The following is a 21,931-nucleotide window of genomic DNA, read 5'->3' on the forward strand; positions in this document are numbered from 1 at the left end:
AGCGACATGGAACAGAAGATGAAGGTTCATCGTCGCCTCGGCCTTTTCATGGCGTCCTCCCTGATGCTTTCGGCCTGCACTGTCGGGCCGAACTATCAGCCTGAACACATGAAGGTGCCGGCCCAGTTCAAGGAAGCAGCGGAAGAGCACCCTGCTACTCAGGAAGAAATTGACCGCACCAACAAGGAAATGACCGAGTGGTGGGCCGCGTTCAAGGACCCGGTGCTGACCAGTCTGGTCGAGCAGGCGATCAAGGGGAACTATGATCTCCAGATTGCCGGGCAGCGGATTCTGGCCGAGCGCGCTATCCGGGACCGTTCCGCCTCACAATGGTATCCGCAGATGGATGCCAATATTGGGGGCGGGGATGTGCGTTATTCCCTGAATATTGATAACTGGCCGATCCGCCCCGGTAACCCGCAGAACCGGCCGGAAGCCTCTATGCTGACCTATGGCGCGATGGCGACGTGGGAAGTGGACGTGTTCGGACGGATCCGGCGGGATGTGGAAGCGCATGAGCGTGCAGTGGAAGCCTCCATTGAAGGCCGCCGTGCGCTGCTGATGACAATGCTGTCCGAACTGGCGTCGGATTACATGCTGCTGCGCGTGACGCAGTTGCAGATCAAAATTGCCACGGACAATATTGGCGTTGCAAAGCGCGCGGTGGATCTGACCAACAAGCTGTATCTGGAAGGTGTGGGCAACACCTTGCAGATTGCGCAGGCTCAGGCGGAACTGGATACGCAGATTGCAGCGCGTGAGCCGCTGAAAACCCGTGTCTCTCAAGTGACGCACGCCATTGCCGTGCTGCTGGGGCAGATGCCGGGGTCTCTGGAAGATGAATTGAAGGTGCCGCGGCCTCTGCCGACGGTGCCGGAATTTCCGGCCACCATGCCGTCTGTTGTGATTGCCAACCGCCCGGACATCCGGATGGCGGAGCGCCAATATGCTCTGGCCACGGCGCAGATTGGTGTGGCGGTGGCAAACCTGTACCCGCACTTTGTCATTCCGCTGACCTTTAACCCGAATGCGTCGGCCATGTATCAGCTGTTTCAGGTCAACGCCATGAGCTGGCAGTTCCTGATGATGGCCAGCCTGCCGCTGATGCATGGTGGTAAAATGACGTCTGAAGTCCGGGCGGCCCAGGCCTCGGCGGAAGCCGCGCGCCTGACGTACCGACAGTCCGTGCTGAATGGCTTCAAGGAAGTTGAAGACGCCATGGCCGCCTGGCATGACGATATTGAATATGCCGAACAGTTACACAAAGCGGCTGAGGACAGTGCCACGGCCAGTGAAAGAGCCCGTAAGCTGTATGGTGCAGGTCTTGTCGGGTTTCTGGAAGTGCTGACAACCGAGCGCACAACCCTGAATGCGCAGAACATGGAAGCCATGGCCCGGCTTGAGCGGCTGCGGGACGCTGTGAACCTCTACACAGCGCTTGGCGCGGGCTGGAAAGGCGTGGCGCTGACCAATTCGACCCTGCCTGTTTCCCTCGAAACGCAAAACGTGTTAGCGCGGGCTTTCAAGCAATGATCTGAAAGGTCACACCATGAGTGCGTCTTCGTCCCCTTACGTGCGTCGGCTGCTCTGGATTGTGGGCTGTTTTGTTGGTGGGTTTGCGTTGCTGTGTGTGAGTGGCTGGGCACTTGTCGTGCATGGCAGCACGCAGGATACCGCACTGGTCACAGCCTTGCGCTGGCTGCCGGTGGCAACGGGTGCGATTACGGTGGCGGCAGGGTTTTTCCTGCTCAGCCTGCCTGTGCCGGAAGACCCGGAAGACTTCTTTTTACCTGATGATGCTGATGGAGAACTTCAGCGCACAGACGGTAAATAACGCGACGACAACACTCTCTGCCCTGAAGAAAATCCCCTCTCACCTGTGTGTATGAGAGGGGGTGAAAGACTTACTTCTTCGGCAGACGAACGGCCGTGACTTCAATTTCAATCAGCCAGCCGGGATTGGCGAGCTGAGCGACCGCAAAAGCGGAGCGTACCGGCAGGTTGGGCTGCTTTTCCGTACCAAAATACTGGGTGTAGGCTTTCATCATGCCTGCAAAGTCGAGCTGCTTTGTGCGGGGGTCGGCCACCATATAGATGTGCATCTGCACGACGTCGCTCATTGTCAGATTCAGTTTTTTCAGCTCACCTTCAATGCGCTGGAGGGAGGCAAGCGTCTGAGCCTGTGTATCCCCGTAGGCTTCAAGGCTTTTGGGTGGTGCGGTTTTGTCCTGCACCGGCGCGCCCATGCCGCTGAGGTAAATGGTAGTGGCCCCGGCGGGCACTTCTACCGCTGTTGAGATGGGGAATTTGCCATCCCCGTGGCGGACAATTCCGCCTTCAGCCTGCGCCAGAGCGGGCAGGGCAGCCAGAGTGGCAAGGGCCGTGGCGGGGATAAGAGCTTTGAAGAGACGCACGTTATTCTTCCTCTACTGACAGATGGGGACGCATTTCGGAAACGTCTTCCGGTTTCAGGGCGTCAGTATAATGGTTTCCAAAATGGGTGCGAACGTAATTGACCACGTTGGCAACCTGCTGATCATCCAGCAGGCCTGCAAACCAGGGCATGCCGCCAAAGCCGTTCAGCACGACATAGGCGGGATATTGCGCACTTTTCAGCTTGGGGTTGCCCGCCAGAGCCGGGAACTGTGCCCCGGCTCCTACGGCGCCTTTGCCGTCCGGCATGTGGCAGCTCTGGCAGATGTGCCGGTAAATGGCCTCGCCATCCGGCAGGGGCTGCATTTTACCGGCAACGGCGCTGGCGCTGTCCGCATGGGCGGCACCGGGGGCCAGAGCACCAGCAAGCAGGCCAGCGGTGAGGCAGAGGGAGGAGATAAGCGGAAAGTAACGCATCAGGCAGCTCCCAGCGCGCGTTTGTGCAGACGGGTGACTGCATCCAGAGCAGACAGAATGGCGCCTTCCTGCCAGCAGCCGACGTAAGAGGCGTGTTCTCCGGCCAGCACGAGGCGGTTATCCACGGCACAGAGTGTTTTGTAATGGGTTTTCCGGGCTTCTTCCGTCCACATGGAGCAGCAGCCGAGCGTCCAGGGCACGCGGCTCCAGGCCATGCTGATACCGTTTGAAAATTCCTTGCGATACTGAGGATGAATGGCGGTGCCCTGATCCAGTGCGCGCTGAATCCGCTGTTCCGGCGTCATGCCAGCAAAGTCATACGCGGCGGGGCCGAACATGTAACCGCCTAGCAGGACAGCCGGACCTTTTGAGAAAATGCCGTGGCTGGGGTAGGAAATCTGGCTGATCTGCTGATCGGTAAAGCTGATACCGCCGTAAATCTGGTCATCTTCCTCCCAGAACCGGCGTTTGAACTCCATGCCCATCTTGACGGAGGAGGCATAGGGCACTGCGGCAATGGCCGCCTTCATGCTGTCCGTAACCTGCACATCCAGCTGAGAGAGGACTGAAAGCGGAATTGTGCAGACGCAGTAATCCGCCTGAGCCTGCCGCACGGCGTTGCCGTGAGCGGTGTCTGTGTAGGTGACAGTTACGCCGTGATCATCCTGATGGATGGAGGAGACCTTGCAGTTCAGCGTGATGAGGTCTTTTACCTGCAGGGTGAAGCCCTTGCCGATCTGGTCCATCCCGCCGACGGGCTGGAACATGGTGGTCTGCATGTCCAGACGTTCATGAAAGGCCATCCAGTTCCAAAGGCCGGACTGCATGACATCCTTACGGGCAAAGAGGGCTGACGGGACGGGGGCACCATCCACACCACCGCCCTGCGGTTTTTCAAAACCGCGGCGCAGGGAGCTGGTATTGCCTTTGGTGTAGGCCATGTCCTTGTTCAGGGCCCCCCAGGATTTCATGGCCTGACGGATATGGGCGCGTTCATCGTCCGAGACAACATCATCCAGCTTGTGCTGATCAATCGCCTTGGCCAGCAGTTCCGCCGTAAAGCCGTTAAAGTCCGAGGCCAGTTCCCGATACCGCACGGCCTTGCCACCAAAGCTGCCGCTGGAATGGAGCCAGCTATTGTGGTTCAGCTCGATAAAGGGTTCGAGCTGCACACCAAATTCCCGGCAATAATGCAGCAGGCCCTGATGATGGTACGGGATACGCCATGGGCCGGGGTTGATATAGTTGCCGGGGGCGAAGCCAACCTGTTGCGTGGCCCCCCCAAGTTCCTTGATGGTATCTCCGCCGCGCAGGCTGATGTTACGGCCGCCGCTGCGGCTCTGAAATTCCAGAATCTGGACGTTGTAGCCAGCTTTCCGCAGTTCGTAAGCGGAAAGCATGCCGGACAGACCGGAGCCGAGCACCAGCACACGCGTGCCGCGTTTGGCTCCTGCAAGTTGAGGCGGCCCACGGAAGTCTGTCCCCATGGCGTGACCAAAAGTCGTCATGGCCTGATACAGCGCGGCGCTGCCAGCCAGAGTGCCGATGCGGGTCAGAAGTTGCCGGCGCGTCGGTGCGGTGGGCGGATGAGCGTGTGGCATCAGGTAATCCCGAGATGATCTCAAAAAACAATCAGTCCGCATGGCAGAACCAGCATGTGACCCAGCATGTGACAGAGAACAATCATGACAGGATCAGATTGTTCTCATTTCGTAATGCTAGGGCATATATTACGATATGACAACATCTGAGAGGCAAAGAGAGCGCGTAAAAAAACACCCCTGATGCGGGCCGGCATCAGGGGCGTGAATTAGAGAAAAAGCTTGGATATGCTTTTAGTTTGCAAACCGTGCAAAAGCGGGGCGGGTGCGCTGCTGCTCCAGAAAAGTCAGCATGGCGGTGCGGGCGCGTCCGGCATCTTTGCCAAGGCCGATCAGGCCGGAAATCTGCCCCGGATGCCGCAGAAGGGAACCCAGCAGAGCCCGGATATTCAGCCCGCCATCGGGTGAGAGAACCGTGCCGGCAACAGGCGGCAGAGACCGGCCAGCCGGGTCACACACCACGCGCAGCACGGCAAATGGCAGCCCGGCCTCTTCCGCAGCGCGGGCCAGAAAACCGCTTTCCATATCCAGAGCCGTGCACTGGCTTGCGGCAAACAGGCGCGCTTTTTCAGCTGCATCCAGAACAACCGTGTCACTGTGCAGAAGCGATTTCCCCTGCACATCCGGCTGACCCGCGCCAAGAATGTGCCGCAGTGTCGGGTCACACACATAGGGGGTGCCCCATGCCATCACACGCTCCGGCACAATCAGGGTGCCGGGCGGGAAGGCCGGGTCCAGTCCGGCGGCCAGCCCGAAGGAGAGGAGGCAGTCTGCCCCGCAGGCGGCCAGTCTTGCAGCCTCGCGCTGCGCGCCGGTGCGCGTGGCCCCGCTGGCGGCAATGGCGGCATGCGGGAAGACCTGCCGGATCAGTCTGGATTCGGCCTTCAGGCCAACAAGAATACCGGGGCGGCCGGGGGCAACCTGTGTGGAACGTGTCATGGTTTTCAGAACCCAAAAGCAACGCGGCGTGTGTTGCTGCTTTCCAGATTGCGGTAACGGGCCAGCGCCATCAGCGGGAAAAACTGCCTGTACCCGTGGTAGCGGAGGTAAAAGACTTTGGGGAAGCCGACAGCGTTATACGGGTCTTCCTGCCATTCCCCACTGGCATCCTGCTGCGCGGCGAGCCAGTGGATGCCGCGTGTTACCGCCGGATCATCCCTTCGGCCAGCGGCCATCAGGCCAAGCAGCGCCCATGCGGTCTGGGAGGGCAGACTTTCCCGGTAGGTGCCGTGGCTGCCGCCTTCATAAGACTCACAGCCTTCCCCCCAGCCCCCGTCCGGGCGCTGGACGGCGCGGAGCCATTCCACGGCCTTCACCACAGCATCATCATCATGCGAGACACCTGCTGCGTTAAGCGCACACAACGCGGACCAAGTGCCGTAAATATAGTTGGTGCCCCAGCGGCCAAACCATGAGCCGTCGGCTTCCTGCTCCTGACGCAGGTATGTCAGGGCGCGCTCAATCACCGGGCGGTCTTCCACATGGCCAAGCTGGGCCAGAAAGGAAATGCACCGCGCCGTAACATCGGCTGTTGGCGGGTCCAGAAGGGCTCCGTGGTCCGAGAACGGAATGTGGTTCAGCAGCTCTTTGTTATTATCGATATCGAAGGCGCCCCACCCCCCGTCGCGGCTCTGCATGCCGAGAATCCACTGGCGGGCCCGCGCGATGGCGTCCGCACTGGCCGGGTCACCCTCACGGTGCAGCAGCATGCCCACCACGGCGGTATCATCCACGTCCGGGTAATAGTCATTCCCGTACTGGAAGGCCCAGCCACCGGGGGCCAGATCCGGATTATTGATGGCCCAGTCGCCTTTGACGTCCAGAATCTGCTTCTCGCGCAGCCATATGCTGGCTTTGCGCAGGCTTTCCAGTGTTTCCTGCGGGGCAATGCCGCTGGGGCCGGAGGCAGCTTCCAGCAGGGCGTGGCCGGAAAGCCCAGTGTCCCAGATGGGGGAGACGCAGGGCTGGCAATACGCCTCGCCCTCTTTATGGACCAGAAGGCCCTGCACAGCCTCCCATGCGGTTACGGCGCGCGGGTCCGTATCCGGCACGCCGAGGGCACGGTACATCATGACCACATTGGCCATGGCCGGGTAAATTGCCCCCAGCCCATCCTTGCCGTTCAGGCGGGGTTCAATGAAGTCAATGGCGGCCTTGAGGGCTTTTTCATGCGTGGCGGAGGGAATAAGGCGCACCGCAGGGCGCAGAACGCTGTCCAGCCCTTTGAAGACCCGGCCCCAGACGGAGTGATACGGGCCACGAATCCAGTCCGTGACGCGCTCCGGGGCGGTGACGAACAGTTCCCGGATGTGGATCTGGCGCGGATTGACGGCAATGGGGCGCAGAGCCGCAAGCACCAGCAGCGGCGCAATCACCGAGCGGGACCAGTAGGACATGTTCCAGACGGAGAAAAACGCCTTGCGCGGCAGCAGCATCAGCTCAGCAGGCATGACCGGCGTGGCCCGCCAGGGTACATCCCCGAACAGGGCAAGCTGGATGCGGGTGAACACATTGCTCCGTTCGGCCCCGCCGTGGTCCAGAATGGCTTCCCGCGCGCGGCGCATGTGCGGGGCGTTAATATCCTCCCCGGTCGTTTTCAGCGCGAAATAGGCTTTGACGGAGGAGGAGAGATTGAACCCACCGTTATGGTACAGCGCCCAGCCACCATGCTCGGTACTTTGCGTCCGGCGCAGATAGACGGCAATTTTCTGCTCCAGTGCCTCATCAATCCGGTCCAGATAATGTTCCAGAAGGACATATTCCGCCGGGATGCTGGCATCCGCTTCCAGTTCATACACCCAGTGCCCGTCAGCCTGCTGGTGCTGCCCTAAGGCGGCATGAGCCTGTCTGACCACACGCTCCAGATCATCACTGGTCAGATCCTTCCCGGCCAGATCTTCCCCGGAGAGCGGGGGCTTGGGGCGTGCGCTGCCATCAGCGGCCATACGGGATGTTCCTTTTTACTGGCGTCTTGTTTTTTTAAGAACGGCGCAGGCCGAGCGTGTGCACGGCCTTCACGCCTGATCTCATGGCGCCTTCAAGTGTGGCGGGGAGTCCGGTTGCCGTCCAGTCCCCGGCCAGAGCGAGGTTGATCAGCGGCGTGGCCGGGCCGGGGCGCAGGCGGTTCTGTTCCGGGGTGGCGGCAAATGTTGCGCGTTTTTCCCACACGACGCGCTGGTGCGGTGGTGTGGCGGGCAGAGGGTCTTTCAGCACAGGGTCACACGCGCGGCGCACATCATGCCAGATGGTGCGGGCCAGATCATCCGGGTCCTGCTCCGCAAAGCGGTTGGCCGCACTGACCGTGACGGAGAGAATATCGCCCCGCAGGAACACCCATTCCGCAATACTGCCAACCAGCCCCATAAAGCCCGCTCTGGCGAAGGACCCCAGGGCACGCGGCGTGGTGTCCATACGGAAATGCAGGTTCAGAATACTTTCAAACGCGTTGGGGGCCTGAAAACCCGGCAGGTGAGGGGCCAGCAGGCCTTCCGCCACGGGAGCCGGAACGGCCAGAATCAGCGTGTCTTCTTCCGTGAGTGGGATAAGACCTTCCGGACTGTGCAGGCCGGTCACACGGCCACGGCTGACTTCCAGCGCGCTGATGCGGCTCTGGGTGCGGACTTCTGCATGCAGGATGGCCAGATGCGCCAGTGCCGGGTCTACCAGTGTTTCAGAAAGCCCGTCCTTCGGGAACCACGGCACGCAGGCCTTGCCGCCAAGGGAGAGGGACTCTTTCACCACCGCACCCAGCAGCGCGGCGCTGCCGGTTTCACAGGATGTATTGAGGGCGGAAATGGCGAATGGTTCCAGCAGGCGGCGGCTGAGTGCGCCGGGCAGCAGGCAGTCGGCAACCTTTTCATCCTCCCTGGCCTGCATCAGTTTTTGCAGGCTGCGGAGTTCCACCACCCGCATATCCGGCACGCGCCGGTGCGGCTGGAAAACCCACCAGGGCATGCGCCCGCGGGAGAGGTCCAGCGTCCAGCGGGCACCTTCGGCCAGATCCACAAACGGGAAAATGGGGATGCCGGGGCCGGTCAGGGTATCGGTCCCGCCCGTCATGGCCAGATAGCGGAAGACGGTTTTGTTGGCGGACAGCAGCAGATGGTTGCCGTTATCAATGCGGCATCCAAGCTGTTTGTCCTCATAAGACCGGGCACGGCCGCCACAGGCGCGGCCTGCTTCATGCACAATAACGCGGCGGCCGGAACCGGCCACTTCCACAGCGGCGGCCAGTCCAGCCACGCCGCCGCCAATAATGTGCACAGATGCTGCCATGCCGTCGGTCTCTTTCAGGATCAGGGGAGGTAGGAGCGCGTCAGCCAGTACACCTTGGTCAGGGCTGACGTCTTCGGGCGGTCATGCAGAGCGGCGGCGGACCAGCCGCGCTTGCGCAGGGCAATCAGAACGCCCTCATAGCTTGCGCCCATAATCCGTGCCGGGAACATGGCTTTGGGGCGGCAGGCCTGCATGGCGATAAACGCTTTGCGGAAATGGTCCAGCGCCCGCACGGACAGGATACCGGCCACACCCTGCAGGCCGGGGGCGGAAAGCGCCTTGATGGGGTCATGCGGCACATGGAAGCGGTCCAGCAGGTCCCCCGGCAGGTAAAGGCGGCCACGGGCCGCGTCTTCCGCAATATCCCGCAGGATGTTGGTCAGTTGCAGGGCGCGGCCCAGATGGTAGGCCACCTTGTCAGCCTCTTCCGTGCTGTCCCCGAAAATGCGCACGGACAGGCGGCCCACGGCGGAGGCCACGCGGTCACAATACAGGTCCAGCGTTTTTTCATCCGGGGCGACAATGGTGTTTTCCGCATCCATCATCATGCCATCAATAATGGCGTGAAAGTCTTCCTGCCGCAGGGCGAAGAAATGGATGGCGGCCAGCAAAACGCGGTCCAGCGGGTCCTGCGTCGTGCCGTGATCATACAGGCCGGCAATACGCTGATGCCAGGCATCCAGTGCGGCTTTGCGCTCAGGCATGGGTTCATACCCATCCGCAATGTCATCCACCACGCGGCAGAAGGCGTAGATGGCATACATGCCATAGCGGCGCATGGGCGGCAGGATACGCATGCCAGCGGCAAAGGACGTCCCGGCCTGCTTTACCGTGCTTTCCACCCAAGCCAGATCCGCGGGGTCACACCCGAGGGGGGTTGGCTCGTCATGCGTCTGGATGTCTTGAGCTGTCACGCGCTTTTCACCTGTTTGTTCATGAAATCGTCATATCCGGCTCTTTTTGCAGACCTGCGGACTTTCTGAAAGCTCAGGACCATGCCCGCAGAGCCGCACCGGCTGCATACATGAGATCCGGGCGCTTCAGCGCCACGCGGCCTGCCAGAGGGTCTTCCCGCCGCAGCCGGCGTGTCAGCCGGTGCGCCAGACTGACAATGGCGGCACATTCCATACGGAAGCGCCGGTCCCGCACCAGTCCGGGCAGGGTGGCGGCTTCCCGGTTCAGCGCATCCACCCCGTCCAGCAGGGTGTTGAACACCCGGCGCACGTTGGGGGAGGCGCGTCCGGCCAGCAGATCATCCTGCGTGGCCCCTGCCTGCGCCATCAGGTCTTCCGGCATGTAGCAGCGGTGCAGGCGCTGGAGGTCTTTCTGGCAGTCCTGCAGATGGTTGAGAATCTGGAGGGACGTGCACAGGGCATCCGATGCGGCAAAGGTCTGCGGTACTTCCCCGTGCAGATGCAGCAGAAACCGCCCGACCGGGTTGGCGGAATAGCGGCAATAGTGCAGCAGATCGGCCCATGAGGTGCAGGGCGTGCCACGGGAATCATCCCTGAAGGCAATCAGCAGGTCGGTCGCGGTTTCAAACGGCACACCTGTTTTGAGCAGAGAGGCCCGCAGCCGGGCCGCACTCATGGCGTCTGCGCGGGGGATCGGGTCACGCGTACCCAGAAGAACCTCTTCCATGGCGTTCAGGCGGCCAATCTTCTCGTCCGCGCTCAGCGTCTCACAGTCCGCGATATCATCAATAACGCGCGCATAGTCGTAATAGGCATGCACATGCGGGCGCAGAGCCTTGCTGAGCAGCAGGGAGCCGACGGGAAAATTCTCGTCAGACGCACCTTTGCCGGAAGACACATCGTCTCTTCCCCAGACGGAGGCGGTATCAGTCATGTCAGGCTCTGCAATGAGAAAGAAAGAAGCATAGGCGGGAGCTTTACACGCTCTCTTCCGGTGTGCCTACTCCCCACAGGTCCGGGCATGGGGCAGGCCCTAACCCCGGCCACCCGGAACCTGCGCCGTCTGGGCCTGTTCGGGCGCTGTGGCTGCAGGGGGGGATGTGGTGGCGGAAGTGGCAGCGGGTGTGGCGCGGCCATCATTGGGGATGGCCTCCGTATAGGCCCGGTTTTTCCAGACAACACCCCGGCCCCGATAGTGATTGACGGCGGAACCGATCGTGGCCGCCGTATAGAAAATCGCGACGAAAGGCAGCGTCAGGGCCCAGAGGGGAGAGAGGCGGAAGCGCCGGAGCGTGGGCACAAAAGACCCTGTTGAGACCAGCCAAGTCCCGAGCCCGATCCACCGCGTCAGCCCGTGCCCAAAGGCCGCAATCAGCCCCGGCGCAATCCAGACGACGCCCATGGCCAGCACCGTCAGCACCAGAAACAGCGGGGAATAGCGCAGTTGCACAAAGGCTGTGCGCGCAATCATCCGCCAGACATCAGCGGCGTGGGGGTAGGGGCGGATGGAGCGGGCCAGACAGGAATGGCCCAGATAGAGGCGGCCTCCGGCCTGTTTGACGCAGGTTGCCAGTGTGCAGTCATCAATCAGCGCGCCTTTGAGGGCGTCAATCCAGCCGATTTCCGCCAGCATGTCCCGCCGGATCAGAATAGTGCCGCCAGCCGCTCCGGCCGTGCGGCTTTTGGGGTTGTTCACCTGCGCGAAGGGGTAAAGCAGCGCAAAGAAGAAGACGAAAGCGGGCACCAGCGCGCGCTCCGCCAGACTTTCACACTGAAGCTCCACCATTTCAGACACCATATGGAGCCTGTCGGTCTGTGCCTTGGCAACCAGCGTGGAAATATGTTCGGGCGCATGCACGATATCGGCATCGGTGAGCAGAATATAGCCGCTGTTGGCATCCTGCTGGCGGCGGGCTTCTGTCACACCCTGAGCCACAGCCCAGAGTTTACCGCTCCAGCCCGGTTCCGGGTCCGCGCCGTCCAGCACTGTCAGGCGGCCCTTGGGGTCGGGCAGGGCGCGGGCCAGAGCGTCTGTGCCATCCTCACTCCGGTCATTCACCAGAATAAGGGAGAGGCGACCGGCATAGTCCTGCGTGAGCAGGGAGGAGAGAGCGACCTCAATGGACTCGGCTTCATCCCGCGCGGGGATCACAACCGTTACATCCGGCATAATGTCTGCCGGGCTTGTGCCAAGGGGCTCCGGGCGAAGGATGGGGCCTGCCTGCCAGAACCACCCGTGGAAAAAAATAAGGCCAAACCAGATGAGTGCTGAGAGAACAGCCAGACCAAACAGCATCATCCCGCCCCCTTATTTCAGCATACCGTTGTTACGGAACCACGTGATGGCGTCCTCAACGGCCTGTCGGGCGGGGCGGGGGCTGTAGCCCAGATCCCGGATCGCCTTGTCCGAGGAGAAGAACATCTTCTTGCGGGACATGGCCAGCATCTCCCGCGTGACGCGGGGGGAAAAGCCAAAGGAGCGGGACAGCCACTCGGAAGCGACCGCCACCGGCCAGATAACCTCCTGCGGCAGGCTGATGCGCGGCGGGGGCACATGGGCAATTTCCGAGACCATGGCGAACAGGTCCCGCAGCAGGAAGTTTTCCCCGCCCAGAATATATTTCTCCCCAATGGTGCCGCGTTCCAGCGCCAGCGCGTGGCCTTCCGCCACATCATCCACATGCACGATATTCACGCCGGTATCCACGTAAGCGGGCATGCGGCCAGCGGCGCAGTCCAGAATCATCTGCCCTGTGGGGGTGGGCTTGATATCCCGCGGGCCCACCGGCGTGGACGGATTAACAATGACGGCGGGCAGCCCCTGCTCCTTTACCAGTTGCAGCACTTCCTGCTCGGCCCGGTATTTGGAGCGTTTGTAAATGCCGATCACCCCGTGTTCATGCACCGGAGTCGCTTCATCAGACTCGGTGCCATCACCAATCAGGCCGAGGGCCGCGACGGAGGAGCAGTAAACAATCCGTTCCACCCCGGCCTTCTGGGCGGCCAGCATCAGCAGCCGCGTGCCTTCCACGTTGGCGGTCATCATCGGGGCAGGGTCCGGTACCCACAGCCGGTAGTCCGCCGCGACATGGAACACGTAACGGCAGCCTTCCACCGCACGGGCAAAGGTATCGGGTCGGGAGAGGTCACCCTCCACCAGTTCTGCCGGAATATCCGCAATATTGCGCCGGTCACTGCCCTCGCGCATCATGAGTCTCAGCGTGTGCCCGCGTTCAAGCAGCGTGCGGGCAACGGCAGACCCGACAAAACCTGTCGCGCCGGTGACGAGCGTATGGGCGGTCATATAAAGTGCGCTCCCATAAAGGGTATAAGAAACAGAAGGGTGTGAAACCCGAACGGCTGGTTTGTTTCTTTATCCTGCCCCCCAAGGTGGCGCCAGACCCCGGGCTGGTGTAAGTGGTCGGATCACTCATGAATTCAGCCCCTCTGGTCAGGTGTTCTACGCCAGGGAGCAGGGAGGCCCAGGGGGGCATCTCGGGCAGGTAGAGCTTAGGCCTTGAAGAAGCTTACGATTTTTCTGACTTTACTGGGTCTGGTTGCCATTACGGCGGCGGTTGCGTGGAGCGGTGCTGGCTCCGTGGTGCATGCTGTCATGCGTATTGGTCTGGGCGGCTTCCTCCTCATGGTATGCTGCCAGCTTGTCGTAAATGGCGTGCTGGGGCTGGCCTGGCACGCGGCTCTGCCGGAAATCGGCTATCTCCGCCTTCTGGGCGCGCGGATGGTGCGTGATGCCGCGGCCACCTGCCTGCCGTTCTCCCAGCTTGGTGGCATTGTGATTGGTATCCGCGCGACGTGCTCAGGCCACGGGCTGCATGGCCGGGAGTCCCGCCAGATTGACTGGCCGGAAGCCGCCAGCGCCAATCTGGTGGATATCACGACGGAAGTCATGGGGCAGGTTGCCTTTGTGCTGCTGGCGGTCGCTTTTCTGGTAGCGCATCAGCGGTCCAGCCCGTTTGTCGTGCCGGTGAGTATCGGTGCGGTGTTTCTGATGGCCGGGACGGCCGGGTTCATCTGGACGCAGCAGCACGGCGGCAGCATTTTCCGCAAATTTGGCACTATGTTTACCCGTAGTCTGGCCTCCCAGTGGCATGACAGCATGCTGAACGGCGCGGACAGTCTGCAGGAGCGGATGGAAGCCATCTGGAGCCGCCCCGGCCGGATCTGCCTGTCCGCCTGCTATCATCTGCTGGGCTGGCTGGGGAGTGCCGCCATGTTGTGGATGACAGCCAACATGCTGGGCGCCACCCTCACCCTGCCCAATGCCGTGGCGATTGAAGGGGTCACCTGTGCCGTCATGTCTCTGGGCTTTCTGGTGCCGGGCAGTCTGGGCGTGCAGGAAGGGGCCTATATGGCGCTGGGCCATGCGTTCGGGATTGATTCGTCCGTTTCTCTGGGCCTGTCCCTGTTGCGGCGCGGGCGGGAGCTGGCCATTGGTATTCCGGTCCTGCTGCTGTGGCAGATCATGGAAATGCGTGGCCTGCGTAAGCCGGTGATCAAAGCCCCGGCCGATGTCAGCTATGGCCCCGTTCCGACTGTGGTGAAGGATTCCTGAGCGTGTCTTCAACTCTTTCTGAGGCTTCTGTGTCTGACTCTTCAGGCCCGGAGGCCCGGGCGGCAGCGGAGGCTGTAACCCCGGTGTTTGAGACGCTCGTTGTGGTTGGGCCGGGGCTGATCGGCTCTTCGGTGCTTCGGCGGGCGCAGCAGAAGGGCACGCTGGCCCGGACCCTGATTGCCGTCGATGTCTCACCAGAGGTGCGGGCACGGGTGGAAGAGCTGGGGATTGCAGACCGTGTGATGGCGGATGCGGCCGAGGCCGCGGCTCTGGCGGATTGCGTCATGCTCTGTGTGCCGGTGGGGGCCATGGGCCCGGTGGCGGCACAGGTGCTGCCTGCCATGCGGCCCGGCGCTGTGCTGACGGAAGTTGGCTCAACCAAAGTATCTGTTATTGAGTCCATCTGCCCGTTCCTGCGCCCGGATGTGGCCTATGTGCCCGCGCACCCTATGGCGGGCACGGAATATTCCGGGCCGGATGCCGGGTTTGCGACCCTGTTTGAAGACCGTTGGTGCCTGCTGACGCCTCTGGACGGAACGCCGCCTGAAGCGTTGAGCGCTGTGCGCACCTTGTGGGAGCGCTGCGGGGCCCGTCTGCGGGAAATGACGCCTGCGCACCATGACCGTGTTTGCGCAATTGTCAGCCATCTGCCGCATCTTCTGGCCTTTACCATCTGCGGCACGGCAGATGATCTGGCGGACGAAACACGGTCTGAAGTGCTGGATTTTGCTGCATCCGGCTTCCGGGATTTTACCCGTATTGCCGCCTCAGACCCTATCATGTGGCGGGATGTGTTTCTGTCCAACCGTGAGGCGCTGCTGGAAATGCTGGCGCGCTTTATGGAAGACGCACAGGCTATGGCGCGCGCGATCCGCTGGGGCGATGAAAACTATATTGTGGACCGTATCCAGCGGGGCCGCGCAATCCGTAAAAGCCTGATTGAAAACCGGCAGGCGTAAGCGTGTTTGCGGGCCGCCTTACGTGGGTTGCCCGAACGCTTTGATGTGCAGGGCGTCCAGACGCTTGTGATTTTTATCCGCCATCGGGTTGAGCTCCAGCACCTTCTGCCAGGCTTTGAGCGCTGCCGGGCCGTCTTTCCGCTGCTCTTCCACAGTAGAAAGTAAGCCCCAGCTTTTGGCGTCCCGTCCGTCGCGTTGCAGGGCTTCTCCCAGATCGGTCACGGCGGCGTTGAAATCGCCTGCGGCAAGGCGTGTCTGAGCGCGTGTGCGCCATAGAATGGCGCTGTCTGGCTGGAGCGCCAGTGCATCGCTCAGATCGTCCACGGCCGCATCCGGTTTGTCCGCCTGACTATCTTTCTGCGCCCGGCGCAGCAGGAGCTGCGTGGTGGGGGATAGTCCGGCGGCGCGTAATGCTTCCAGACGGTCTTCCAGAGCCTGCGCGTCTTCTGGCGTTTTTGCCTGAGCCAACTGGTCGGCAAGGGCTGCAATCTGCTGCGGGCGTGTCAGTTTTTTATGGGGCGTGGCGGAGGGGGCTTTTGTCCCGGATGGTGCAGAGGTGGCCGGGCCGCCAGCCGCTGAGCCCTCAGATGTCTTGGGGCGCACAGCGGGAGAGTCTGGCGAAGGTGGCGTCCTGAGCGTCGGGGAAGTAGCGGGAGGCGACGGTGTTGTAGTCTGAGCCGGTGCGGTCTGGGCAGCGTGTGGCGCAGACGGCGCTTTGCCGTGCGGATGCCCTGCCTGTCCGGGGAGGGTATGCTGAGTCTGTGCGCGGACCAGTCCGGCGGGGGAGAGGCTTGTCAGCAGGCTGAGAGTGATCAGAGCGCCAGAACGCAAAAACCCGCTTCTCCGAAAACCGGAAAAGCGGGTTGCACGCATATCATGCGCCAGAAGCCAGCCGGGAAAGGCCGGACCCTGCATAAATCAGCCCTGACGAGCCTTCATGCGCGGGTTCTTCTTGTTGATGACATAAACCCGGCCGCGACGCCGTACGACACGGCAATCTTTATCGCGCACCTTGGCTGATTTCAGGCTGTTTCTGATTTTCATGGCCCGCTTTTCTCCGCCGATGCTCAAGAATTGAAATAAGGTGTGTCGGCACATACCGGCCCCGCCAGTACGAGTCAATGTTTTCCACGGAAAAGGGCCACAAATTGTTTTGTTCCGGTGCGATTTTACAGCAAACTCATGTGTCTGTTCAAATACTCCGTCAGTCCTGAAGCGGTGCCGGGTGGGGCGCCAGACTGGAAAAGGCGCTGGCCAGTGTTCTGAAATCGTCCGAGCGGGGGGAACGGGGCCGCCAGCCCAGCCCGATGGTCCGCCACACCGGGCCGCCGGACAGCGGGCGGCTGATTACCGGATGTCCGCGCAGAATCCCGCCTTCCAGCGCCAGAAGCGGCATCACACCAATACCAAGCCCCAGCCCGACCATTTCCGCCATGGTGTGCAGGGATGTGGCGGAGAAGGTGGAGTCGCTCTCCCCTTCGGTGCCGTGCCATTCCCGGCCCTGACGGCAGACCGCGAGTGTTTGCTCCCGCAGGCAGTGGCCATCTTCCATCATAATCATGCGCTGGTCCGCCAGCCGTTCCACCGGCACATGGTTCAGCCGCGCCAGAGGATGGTCCTCGGGCATGATAACGTGAAACGGGTCACGCCAGAGGGGCATGGTCTCCGCTGTGTCACACAGGCAGGGCATGGCCAGAACCAGCATATCCAGCCGCCCGATCCCCAGTTTTTCCAGCAAATGCTCGGTTGTGTCTTCCGCAATGGACAGGGTGAGTTGCGGGAAGCGCGTGCGGATGATTTTGACCAGAGGTTCTATCAGGAACGGGCCGATGGTCGGGATCACCCCCAGCCGCAGGGGGCCGGTCAGCGGGGTGCGCGCGGCAACAGCAAGCTGCGGGACGGCTTCCAGTGCTTCCAGAGCCTGCCGCCCCTTGAGGGCGATTTCATGCCCCAGCGGTGTGAACACAACCTTTTTGCCAACCGTGCGGTCCAGCAACTGGGAGTCGAGCTGGCGTTCCAGCGCCATAATGCCTGCGGATAAGGTGGATTGCGTGACCGCGCAGGCCGCTGCCGCCCGCCCGAAGTGGCGCAGTTCAGACAGTGCGATCAGGTAGCGCAGTTGCTGGGCGGAGGGGAGGGGAAGCACGGTGGAACCTCGGTCTTTTCAAGGGCTGTTCAAGCATGTCTGGGATGATCTTATTTTTGAAACGCCCTTGCAGGGGTAATCGATCATTCCGATTGTTTTGATATAAAATATTCATTGGCATGAATGGACGCGCCGCGCCATAGATAATGCCCGACGACGGTATTGTGTGCCGTCGGAGCTGTTAAGCAACCCAAGAAGGAGCAAGCTTATGCTGACCGTTGGCGATAAGTTTCCGAGCTTTGATCTGACCGCCGTTCCCGGTGGCCCCGAAGGCCTTAAGGGCGATTTCGTCCAGATTTCTGACAAGTCCGACGCTGGGAAGTGGAAAATTGTCTTCTTCTGGCCGAAAGACTTCACGTTTGTCTGCCCGACGGAAATCGTGGCATTCGGCAAACTGTCCAAAGAGTTTGCTGACCGTGATGCCGTTGTGTACGGCGTGTCCATCGACAGCGAATTCGTGCACCTCAACTGGCGCCTGCACAATGCCGATCTGAAAGATCTGCCGATTGCAATGCTGGCTGACATCAAGCGCGAGCTGACCGAAGGCACGGGCGTTATGCACAAAGAGGCAGGCGTTGCACTGCGCGCGACCTTTGTTGTGGACCCGCAGGGTGTGATCCGTCACGTCTCTGTCAACGATCTGTCCGTTGGCCGTAACCCGCAGGAAATCGTGCGTATTCTGGACGGGCTGCAGAGCGATGAGCTGTGCCCCTGTAACTGGAAAAAAGGCGACGACTTTATCAAAGTCTGATCCTGACGGCTTCCGTCTGGCCCTAAGGGCGCTCCGCTGGGGGCGTCCCGCGGTGCTTCCCATGTGGCGTCTCACGTGGCCTCCCAAGGGGCGTCTCAGGGGACTGTCCCAAGGGGTTGTCCCGCCGGGTCAGACGGTCTCTTCCCAGACCGGGTTCAGCCCGTCTGCGGCGCGTAAGAGCGCCATTCCTCCCCTTTTCATACGGATAAACTGATGTCGATCGATGCTCTGAAGGATCGTATTCCCGATTATGCAAAGGATCTGAGGCTGAATCTCGGGTCTCTTGCGAATGATGTGACCCTCACACCCCAGCAGCTTGCCGGAACATTTGTGGCGTCCGCCATTGCCTCCCGCAATGATGCGGTGACGAAGGCGATTGTTGCTGAATTTGCCGATAAGCTGACGCCCGAAGCGCTCAGTGCTGCCAAATCTGCCGCAGCCATTATGGGCATGAACAATATCTACTACCGCTTTGTGCACATGGCGGGCGGTGACTATGAGAAAATGCCCGCGCAACTGCGCATGAGCGTTATTGGTCGCCCCGGTGTGGAAAAAATAGATTTCGAGCTGTGGTCTCTCGCTGTGTCCGCAATCAATGGCTGTGGTCTGTGCGTGACCAGCCATGAAAAGATTGTGCGGGATGCCCTTGGAGCCGAAGCTGTGCAGACTGCGGTGCGTGTTGCCTCCACGGTCCATGCTGTGGCGGTTACGCTGGAAGCTGCGGAAGCGCTCGGCGACTAACGCCCTTCTCCAGATCAGGCTGGCCGCATGCCTTGAATGCGGCGTTTCAGGTCCGGCTTCTGTGGGGTGTTCAAACCCTCAGGGGCCGGATTTTTTTGTAAGGAAAATCAGGAACGGCCTGCGCTAGGCTGGTTCGGCAAGAGCGCTGTGACGATTCCGCGTGAGTGAGAAAACCAACGTCGCATCGGATTTGTTTTGGGGAAGTCGCAATAAGAGCGTGAGGGACACGCGCCACTTTCTTGAAAACGAATTTTTAAAGGAAAGTGGCGCGAGTGACGGGGCTCGAACCCGCGACCTCCGGCGTGACAGGCCGGCGCTCTAACCAACTGAGCTACACCCGCAATCCAGACGCTCACCCGTGGTGTGCGTCGGTATGTCGCGTCTTATAGCGATGTTTTCAGCTTTGACAACCGGGCATCGCGAAAAAAATAACGCATTATGAAATTTTTTTTGCAGGCCCTGTCTCTGCCCGCTGTGGGAGAGGCTGATCCTCCATAACATATTGGAGGCTTTATGTTTTTAGGGAGGAGAATTGGGTGGAGGCCTCCATTTTGGAAGCCTCCGGTCTGCACGGGCGCAGAGGGGTGAGAGGTGAGCCTCAGTTCTGTTTTTCAAACGCGCCAGCGATGGAGAGGGTGACGTCATCCCCCACCATCGGCACGTAGGTTTTTACGCCAAAGGCGCTGCGTTTCAGGGTGCCGGTCGCCTGAAAGCCAACGGTGTAGGCTTTATCCATCGGGTTGATACCAGCACCGACGTAACGCACGTGCAGGGTGAGGGGCTTTGTAATGCCGTGCAGGGTGAAGTTGCCCGTCACATCGGCTGTGCCAGCGCTGGTCGGGACGACTTTGGTGGACACGAACGTGGCTGCCGGGTAGCGGGCGGCGTCAAACCAGTCAGCCCCGTGCAGTTCATCCGTCAGTTTCGCGCTGGTGGTCTGCACACTTGCAACCGGGATGGAGACGTTCAGTTTTGAAGCGGCCGGATGTGCCGGGTCGTAGGTGAGGGAGCCGGTCGCCCCGGAAAAAAGGCCGGAATATTCGGTAAAGCCGAAATGCAGCAGGGAGAATGTGACCTGCGTGTGGGAGGTTTCAACCTGATAGGTGCCTGCCTGCACATCCTGCGGGGCGGTGGCGGCCTGAGCCGTGGACAGAGCAGCGACAAGACCCAGAGCGGAAAAAGCGGAAGCGAATGACAGAGTGCGCATGAGTATGGTGATCCTGTTTCTTTAAGAAGGAGTGAAAAGGCAGGTCAGAAACGCGGACAGAGGGAGGGCGTTCTGAAAATTCTGCCCGTTAAACGAATGCGGGCTAACCAAACCGGAAGCCGGAGAGGGCTTTACCCATCACGGTGTCCCGGTAGATCTGAACGCCAGAGTCTGCCCCTGCGGCCCCGGCTGCGACCATCAGGGGGAGCAGATGCTCTTCTCTGGGGTGGCAGATGCGGGCAGCGGGTGCGGTTTCCCAGTGTGTCAGCGCCGCGGTGCGTTCGGCTTCCGGCGCGCAGATGGCGGCGGCAAGCCATGCGTCAAACGTGTGAGAAGCCGCGTTGGAGTGCGGGTCTTCTCCCATAAAATGCCGCAGATTGTGGTATGTCAGGCCTGTGCCCACAAGCAGCACATTCTGGTCCCGCAGCGGGGCCAGTGCCTTCCCGATGCGCAGATGCGCCGCCGGGTCCAGTGTGTTCTGGAGGGACAGTTCCACAACCGGGATATCTGCGGCTTCAAACGCGAGCATGAAGGGGATGAAAACCCCGTGGTCCAGCCCACGTTCCGCATCTGCCGCGTTGGGAATTCCCGCAGCGGTCAGCAATGCCTGCACCTGTGCCGCCAGCGCCGGAGAGCCCGGGGCGGGGTAGCGCAGATGATAGGTATGGGGCGGAAAGCCGTAATAGTCATAAATCAGCGGCAGCTGGGCAGCCGTGGTGACGGTTGGTACCGCTGTTTCCCAATGGCCGGAGACTACCAGAATGGCATCCGGTTTTTGCGGGAGTGTCTGGCTAACGCCCCGCAGGAAAGCCGCCATGTGGTCCCATGTTTCCGGCCAGTCCATAAAAAAGCACGGGCCGCCGCCATGCGGCAGAAACAGCACGGGCTGCCGGGGCAGGGCGGTGTGTGGTGTCTGGCGCTGGAGAGTCGTCATGCGGTGAGCCGTGTCTTTTCAGGATGCGGAGTGCCTGAAGACTCGCCTCATATTGATGCTTTGATAATCCTGTATTTCAGGAAGATATTTCACACCTTGAGTGTGGGATGGGGATGTTTCCGGGTATAAAAAAACCGGAGGCTGCCAGTCGGCGGCCTCCGGTCTGAAACAATCCCGTTTTCCTATTCTGCGGGCTGCGAAGCCCCCGGAGGAAAGGCTGGATTATTTGCTGCCTGCTGTCAGAGCGCTGCGGATGAACTCGCCTGCTTCTTCCTTCGTGCCCCAGCCGGTGACCTTCACCCATTTGCCGGGTTCCAGATCTTTGTAGCGGGTGAAGAAGTGTTCAATGGCTTTCACGGTGATTTCCGGAAGGTCGTCTACTGTCTGCACTTTGCTGTACAGCGGGTGAATCTTGTCATGCGGAACGCAGATGATTTTTTCGTCCTGACCGGATTCGTCTTCCATTTTCAGCACGCCGATGGGACGGGCGCGAATCACGGAGCCGGGCACCACGTCCGTCGGGGTCAGCACCAGTGCGTCCGTCGGGTCCCCATCGGCCGCCAGCGTGCCGGGGATAAAGCCGTAAGCCGTTGGGTACGCCATGGGCGTAAACAGGAAGCGGTCTACAAACAGGGCACCGCTTTCCTTGTCGATCTCGTATTTAACGGAAGATCCCTGCGGGATTTCAATAACAACGTTGATATCGAACGGCACGTCTTTGCCGGGGGAAAGTTTTGAGACGTCCATAAGGGCTGCTCCAGCACTAAAAATACGGATGGGCAGACCCTATCTGTCACGCTGCAACTTGCCAAGTCGTAACAGGATAACGGCTGTCGGGGTGGTTTTTCCGGCTCTGCACCCTTGCCAAATGTGTGTGATTGCGTAATCAGGAAGCCGCCTGCGCGCCCGTAGCTCAATTGGTTAGAGCGGGCCGCTCATAACGGCTTGGTTGCGGGTTCAAGTCCTGCCGGGCGCAGGCG

The 21,931-nt window shown here is 60.9% G+C and carries 22 protein-coding genes and 2 tRNA genes; 7 read left to right on the forward strand and 17 right to left on the reverse strand.

The features are described 5' to 3' along the window. The first annotated feature begins 6 nt into the window (after window positions 1-6). Together KP699_RS01750 and KP699_RS01755 are read left to right on the forward strand one after the other, a co-directional pair. Window positions 7-1,533 carry an efflux transporter outer membrane subunit gene (locus KP699_RS01750; RefSeq protein ID WP_179194602.1) on the forward strand — a complete coding sequence of 509 codons (1,527 nt, stop codon included), beginning with the start codon at window positions 7-9 and terminating at the stop codon, window positions 1,531-1,533. A gap of 16 nt (window positions 1,534-1,549) precedes the next feature. After that, a complete protein-coding gene (locus tag KP699_RS01755; RefSeq protein ID WP_025826368.1) occupies window positions 1,550-1,834 on the forward strand; it encodes a hypothetical protein in 285 nt (94 codons plus the stop codon). A 70-nt stretch (window positions 1,835-1,904) separates the two neighbouring features. Here KP699_RS01755 and KP699_RS01760 read toward each other — a convergent pair whose 3' ends face one another. The 10 genes from KP699_RS01760 to hpnA all read right to left on the reverse strand — a co-directional run bounded on the left by KP699_RS01760 (window position 1,905) and on the right by hpnA (window position 12,944). Beyond that, window positions 1,905-2,414, reverse strand: a complete 510-nt coding sequence (locus KP699_RS01760; RefSeq protein WP_077930573.1) for a RidA family protein — start codon at window positions 2,412-2,414, stop codon at window positions 1,905-1,907. A gap of 1 nt (window position 2,415) precedes the next feature. After that, window positions 2,416-2,850 (reverse strand): cytochrome c, encoded by a 435-nt coding sequence (locus tag KP699_RS01765; protein ID WP_212377170.1) that lies wholly within the window; start codon window positions 2,848-2,850, stop codon window positions 2,416-2,418. Then, complete coding sequence (locus KP699_RS01770) at window positions 2,850-4,451, reverse strand: flavin monoamine oxidase family protein (RefSeq protein WP_215761428.1); 1,602 nt, start codon at window positions 4,449-4,451, stop codon at window positions 2,850-2,852. Before KP699_RS01770 ends, KP699_RS01765 begins: the two co-directional genes overlap by 1 nt. 234 nt (window positions 4,452-4,685) lie before the next feature. Beyond that, entirely contained in the window at window positions 4,686-5,390 is a 705-nt protein-coding gene (locus KP699_RS01775; RefSeq protein ID WP_025826362.1) for a hypothetical protein, read from the reverse strand. Window positions 5,391-5,395: 5 nt separating this feature from the next. Continuing rightward, window positions 5,396-7,396, reverse strand: coding sequence for a squalene--hopene cyclase (gene shc / locus KP699_RS01780; protein WP_215761429.1), 2,001 nt, complete (start codon window positions 7,394-7,396; stop codon window positions 5,396-5,398). A gap of 34 nt (window positions 7,397-7,430) precedes the next feature. Next, entirely contained in the window at window positions 7,431-8,726 is a 1,296-nt protein-coding gene (gene hpnE / locus KP699_RS01785; RefSeq protein ID WP_215761430.1) for a hydroxysqualene dehydroxylase HpnE, read from the reverse strand. A gap of 20 nt (window positions 8,727-8,746) precedes the next feature. Further along, window positions 8,747-9,640 carry a presqualene diphosphate synthase HpnD gene (gene hpnD / locus KP699_RS01790; RefSeq protein ID WP_215761431.1) on the reverse strand — a complete coding sequence of 298 codons (894 nt, stop codon included), beginning with the start codon at window positions 9,638-9,640 and terminating at the stop codon, window positions 8,747-8,749. A gap of 73 nt (window positions 9,641-9,713) precedes the next feature. Beyond that, window positions 9,714-10,574, reverse strand: a complete 861-nt coding sequence (gene hpnC / locus KP699_RS01795; RefSeq protein WP_212358649.1) for a squalene synthase HpnC — start codon at window positions 10,572-10,574, stop codon at window positions 9,714-9,716. Between the two features lie 99 nt (window positions 10,575-10,673). After that, window positions 10,674-11,936, reverse strand: coding sequence for a glycosyltransferase (locus tag KP699_RS01800; protein WP_215761515.1), 1,263 nt, complete (start codon window positions 11,934-11,936; stop codon window positions 10,674-10,676). A gap of 12 nt (window positions 11,937-11,948) precedes the next feature. After that, window positions 11,949-12,944, reverse strand: coding sequence for a hopanoid-associated sugar epimerase (gene hpnA / locus KP699_RS01805; protein WP_215761432.1), 996 nt, complete (start codon window positions 12,942-12,944; stop codon window positions 11,949-11,951). Between the two features lie 213 nt (window positions 12,945-13,157). Here hpnA and KP699_RS01810 point away from each other — a divergent pair, with 213 nt between their 5' ends. Together KP699_RS01810 and KP699_RS01815 are read left to right on the forward strand one after the other, a co-directional pair. After that, window positions 13,158-14,213 carry a lysylphosphatidylglycerol synthase domain-containing protein gene (locus tag KP699_RS01810; protein ID WP_025826358.1) on the forward strand — a complete coding sequence of 352 codons (1,056 nt, stop codon included), beginning with the start codon at window positions 13,158-13,160 and terminating at the stop codon, window positions 14,211-14,213. 29 nt (window positions 14,214-14,242) lie between these two features. Continuing rightward, the gene (locus tag KP699_RS01815; protein WP_086656033.1) at window positions 14,243-15,172 is read left to right on the forward strand and encodes a prephenate dehydrogenase/arogenate dehydrogenase family protein; all 930 of its coding nucleotides are present in this window, start codon (window positions 14,243-14,245) and stop codon (window positions 15,170-15,172) included. Between the two features lie 18 nt (window positions 15,173-15,190). Here KP699_RS01815 and KP699_RS01820 read toward each other — a convergent pair whose 3' ends face one another. The 3 genes from KP699_RS01820 to KP699_RS01830 form a co-directional block, all read right to left on the reverse strand. Then, on the reverse strand, window positions 15,191-16,087 hold the full coding sequence (locus KP699_RS01820; RefSeq protein WP_215761433.1) for a M48 family metallopeptidase: 897 nt from the start codon (window positions 16,085-16,087) through the stop codon (window positions 15,191-15,193). A gap of 3 nt (window positions 16,088-16,090) precedes the next feature. Continuing rightward, window positions 16,091-16,216, reverse strand: coding sequence for a type B 50S ribosomal protein L36 (ykgO, locus tag KP699_RS01825; protein WP_003625637.1), 126 nt, complete (start codon window positions 16,214-16,216; stop codon window positions 16,091-16,093). 160 nt (window positions 16,217-16,376) lie between these two features. Next, the gene (locus KP699_RS01830) at window positions 16,377-17,318 is read right to left on the reverse strand and encodes a hydrogen peroxide-inducible genes activator (RefSeq protein ID WP_077930564.1); all 942 of its coding nucleotides are present in this window, start codon (window positions 17,316-17,318) and stop codon (window positions 16,377-16,379) included. A gap of 208 nt (window positions 17,319-17,526) precedes the next feature. Here KP699_RS01830 and KP699_RS01835 point away from each other — a divergent pair, with 208 nt between their 5' ends. Together KP699_RS01835 and KP699_RS01840 are read left to right on the forward strand one after the other, a co-directional pair. Beyond that, a complete protein-coding gene (locus tag KP699_RS01835; RefSeq protein ID WP_077930563.1) occupies window positions 17,527-18,069 on the forward strand; it encodes a peroxiredoxin in 543 nt (180 codons plus the stop codon). A gap of 213 nt (window positions 18,070-18,282) precedes the next feature. Then, entirely contained in the window at window positions 18,283-18,810 is a 528-nt protein-coding gene (locus tag KP699_RS01840) for a carboxymuconolactone decarboxylase family protein (RefSeq protein WP_077930562.1), read from the forward strand. 264 nt (window positions 18,811-19,074) lie between these two features. Here KP699_RS01840 and KP699_RS01845 read toward each other — a convergent pair. The 4 genes from KP699_RS01845 to ppa all read right to left on the reverse strand — a co-directional run bounded on the left by KP699_RS01845 (window position 19,075) and on the right by ppa (window position 21,698). Continuing rightward, window positions 19,075-19,151, reverse strand: a tRNA-Asp gene (locus KP699_RS01845). 257 nt (window positions 19,152-19,408) lie between these two features. Beyond that, the gene (locus KP699_RS01850; RefSeq protein WP_086655992.1) at window positions 19,409-20,017 is read right to left on the reverse strand and encodes a YceI family protein; all 609 of its coding nucleotides are present in this window, start codon (window positions 20,015-20,017) and stop codon (window positions 19,409-19,411) included. A gap of 103 nt (window positions 20,018-20,120) precedes the next feature. Next, complete coding sequence (locus KP699_RS01855) at window positions 20,121-20,951, reverse strand: class III extradiol ring-cleavage dioxygenase (protein WP_215761434.1); 831 nt, start codon at window positions 20,949-20,951, stop codon at window positions 20,121-20,123. A gap of 222 nt (window positions 20,952-21,173) precedes the next feature. Next, complete coding sequence (ppa, locus tag KP699_RS01860; RefSeq protein ID WP_025826339.1) at window positions 21,174-21,698, reverse strand: inorganic diphosphatase; 525 nt, start codon at window positions 21,696-21,698, stop codon at window positions 21,174-21,176. Between the two features lie 155 nt (window positions 21,699-21,853). Between ppa and KP699_RS01865 the strand changes: the two genes are divergently transcribed. Continuing rightward, window positions 21,854-21,927, forward strand: a tRNA-Ile gene (locus tag KP699_RS01865). The last annotated feature ends 4 nt before the right edge of the window (window positions 21,928-21,931 follow it).

The sequence above is a fragment of the Acetobacter sp. P1H12_c genome (assembly GCF_018811975.1).
In the GTDB taxonomy this organism is placed as follows: Bacteria; Pseudomonadota; Alphaproteobacteria; order Acetobacterales; family Acetobacteraceae; genus Acetobacter; species Acetobacter persici.